The sequence below is a fragment of the Citrobacter sp. Colony219 genome (assembly GCF_019382635.1).
In the GTDB taxonomy this organism is placed as follows: Bacteria; Pseudomonadota; Gammaproteobacteria; order Enterobacterales; family Enterobacteriaceae; genus Citrobacter; species Citrobacter youngae.
In genome coordinates, this window is the sequence record NZ_CP080033.1 from 4,528,438 (window position 1) to 4,531,909 (window position 3,472).

At 52.6% G+C, this 3,472-nt stretch carries 2 tRNA genes and 2 rRNA genes (2 of these 4 running past the window's edge); all 4 read right to left on the reverse strand.

Features of this window, described 5'->3' with window-relative positions:
* A 23S ribosomal RNA gene (locus tag JTI85_RS20035) occupies positions 1 to 1,481 on the reverse strand; it reaches 1,426 nt to the left of the window's first position.
* Between the two features lie 206 nt (positions 1,482 to 1,687).
* Positions 1,688 to 1,763: transfer RNA gene (locus tag JTI85_RS20040), tRNA-Ala, on the reverse strand.
* 105 nt (positions 1,764 to 1,868) lie between these two features.
* Positions 1,869 to 1,945: transfer RNA gene (locus tag JTI85_RS20045), tRNA-Ile, on the reverse strand.
* A gap of 71 nt (positions 1,946 to 2,016) precedes the next feature.
* Positions 2,017 to 3,472 (reverse strand): 16S ribosomal RNA (locus tag JTI85_RS20050); it runs 84 nt beyond the window's last position.
* Together the 16S and 23S rRNA genes with 2 tRNA genes alongside form the textbook arrangement of a ribosomal RNA operon.

Consider the following 3,472-nt stretch of genomic DNA (forward strand, 5'->3'; position numbering starts at 1 on the left):
TCCGCCTACATGCTTAAACCGGGACAACCGTCGCCCGGCTAACATAGCCTTCTCCGTCCCCCCTTCGCAGTAACACCAAGTACAGGAATATTAACCTGTTTCCCATCGACTACGCCTTTCGGCCTCGCCTTAGGGGTCGACTCACCCTGCCCCGATTAACGTTGGACAGGAACCCTTGGTCTTCCGGCGTGCGGGTTTTTCACCCGCATTATCGTTACTTATGTCAGCATTCGCACTTCTGATACCTCCAGCATGCCTCACGACACACCTTCAACGGCTTACAGAACGCTCCCCTACCCAACAACACATAGTGTCGCTGCCGCAGCTTCGGTGCACAGTTTAGCCCCGTTACATCTTCCGCGCAGGCCGACTCGACCAGTGAGCTATTACGCTTTCTTTAAATGATGGCTGCTTCTAAGCCAACATCCTGGCTGTCTGTGCCTTCCCACATCGTTTCCCACTTAACTGTGACTTTGGGACCTTAGCTGGCGGTCTGGGTTGTTTCCCTCTTCACGACGGACGTTAGCACCCGCCGTGTGTCTCCCGTGATAACATTCTTCGGTATTCGCAGTTTGCATCGGGTTGGTAAGTCGGGATGACCCCCTAGCCGAAACAGTGCTCTACCCCCGAAGATGAGTTCACGAGGCGCTACCTAAATAGCTTTCGGGGAGAACCAGCTATCTCCCGGTTTGATTGGCCTTTCACCCCCAGCCACAAGTCATCCGCTAATTTTTCAACATTAGTCGGTTCGGTCCTCCAGTTAGTGTTACCCAACCTTCAACCTGCCCATGGCTAGATCACCGGGTTTCGGGTCTATACCCTGCAACTTAACGCCCAGTTAAGACTCGGTTTCCCTTCGGCTCCCCTATTCGGTTAACCTTGCTACAGAATATAAGTCGCTGACCCATTATACAAAAGGTACGCAGTCACCTAACAAGTAGGCTCCCACTGCTTGTACGTACACGGTTTCAGGTTCTTTTTCACTCCCCTCGCCGGGGTTCTTTTCGCCTTTCCCTCACGGTACTGGTTCACTATCGGTCAGTCAGGAGTATTTAGCCTTGGAGGATGGTCCCCCCATATTCAGACAGGATACCACGTGTCCCGCCCTACTCTTCGAGTTCACAACCTGTGCATTTTGGTGTACGGGACTATCACCCTGTACCGTCGGACTTTCCAGACCGTTCCACTAACACACAAGCTGATTCAGACTCTGGGCTGCTCCCCGTTCGCTCGCCGCTACTGGGGGAATCTCGGTTGATTTCTTTTCCTCGGGGTACTTAGATGTTTCAGTTCCCCCGGTTCGCTTCATTACGCTATGTATTCACGTAATGATAGTGTGACGAATCACACTGGGTTTCCCCATTCGGAAATCGCCGGTTATAACGGTTCATATCACCTTACCGACGCTTATCGCAGATTAGCACGTCCTTCATCGCCTCTGACTGCCAGGGCATCCACCGTGTACGCTTAGTCGCTTAACCTCACAACCCGAAGATGTTTCGTAAAACACCACCGTGTTGCGAAAATTTGAGAGACTCGAACACACCATTTTTCATTTCTTATTACGGAGAAATGAAACAGTGTGTCGTTTCAATTTTCAGCTTGATCCAGATTTTTAAAGAGCAAAACTTCGCAGTGAACCTTTTCAGGTACACTCTGAAGTTTTCTTGTGTTTTTGCAGTAAAGATGGTGGAGCTATGCGGGATCGAACCGCAGACCTCCTGCGTGCAAAGCAGGCGCTCTCCCAGCTGAGCTATAGCCCCATCGTAGTTATCTCATTCACCTTAATTCTTGCTGAGACAAGGCGTGGAGCGGCGAAGCATACTGAAGTATGCGAGTCGTTTCACAACGCGGTATCAGAAAGAATTTGGTAGGCCTGAGTGGACTTGAACCACCGACCTCACCCTTATCAGGGGTGCGCTCTAACCACCTGAGCTACAAGCCTGCAGAGATTTTCTTACTGCTAATTTTCATCAGACAATCTGTGTGAGCACTTCAAAGAACGCTTCTTTAAGGTAAGGAGGTGATCCAACCGCAGGTTCCCCTACGGTTACCTTGTTACGACTTCACCCCAGTCATGAATCACAAAGTGGTAAGCGCCCTCCCGAAGGTTAAGCTACCTACTTCTTTTGCAACCCACTCCCATGGTGTGACGGGCGGTGTGTACAAGGCCCGGGAACGTATTCACCGTGGCATTCTGATCCACGATTACTAGCGATTCCGACTTCATGGAGTCGAGTTGCAGACTCCAATCCGGACTACGACGCACTTTATGAGGTCCGCTTGCTCTCGCGAGGTCGCTTCTCTTTGTATGCGCCATTGTAGCACGTGTGTAGCCCTACTCGTAAGGGCCATGATGACTTGACGTCATCCCCACCTTCCTCCAGTTTATCACTGGCAGTCTCCTTTGAGTTCCCGGCCGGACCGCTGGCAACAAAGGATAAGGGTTGCGCTCGTTGCGGGACTTAACCCAACATTTCACAACACGAGCTGACGACAGCCATGCAGCACCTGTCTCAGAGTTCCCGAAGGCACCAAAGCATCTCTGCCAAGTTCTCTGGATGTCAAGAGTAGGTAAGGTTCTTCGCGTTGCATCGAATTAAACCACATGCTCCACCGCTTGTGCGGGCCCCCGTCAATTCATTTGAGTTTTAACCTTGCGGCCGTACTCCCCAGGCGGTCGACTTAACGCGTTAGCTCCGGAAGCCACGCCTCAAGGGCACAACCTCCAAGTCGACATCGTTTACGGCGTGGACTACCAGGGTATCTAATCCTGTTTGCTCCCCACGCTTTCGCACCTGAGCGTCAGTCTTTGTCCAGGGGGCCGCCTTCGCCACCGGTATTCCTCCAGATCTCTACGCATTTCACCGCTACACCTGGAATTCTACCCCCCTCTACAAGACTCTAGCCTGCCAGTTTCGGATGCAGTTCCCAGGTTGAGCCCGGGGATTTCACATCCGACTTGACAGACCGCCTGCGTGCGCTTTACGCCCAGTAATTCCGATTAACGCTTGCACCCTCCGTATTACCGCGGCTGCTGGCACGGAGTTAGCCGGTGCTTCTTCTGCGAGTAACGTCAATCGCTGCGGTTATTAACCACAACGCCTTCCTCCTCGCTGAAAGTACTTTACAACCCGAAGGCCTTCTTCATACACGCGGCATGGCTGCATCAGGCTTGCGCCCATTGTGCAATATTCCCCACTGCTGCCTCCCGTAGGAGTCTGGACCGTGTCTCAGTTCCAGTGTGGCTGGTCATCCTCTCAGACCAGCTAGGGATCGTCGCCTAGGTGAGCCGTTACCCCACCTACTAGCTAATCCCATCTGGGCACATCCGATGGCAAGAGGCCCGAAGGTCCCCCTCTTTGGTCTTGCGACGTTATGCGGTATTAGCTACCGTTTCCAGTAGTTATCCCCCTCCATCGGGCAGTTTCCCAGACATTACTCACCCGTCCGCCACTCGTCACCCAAGAGC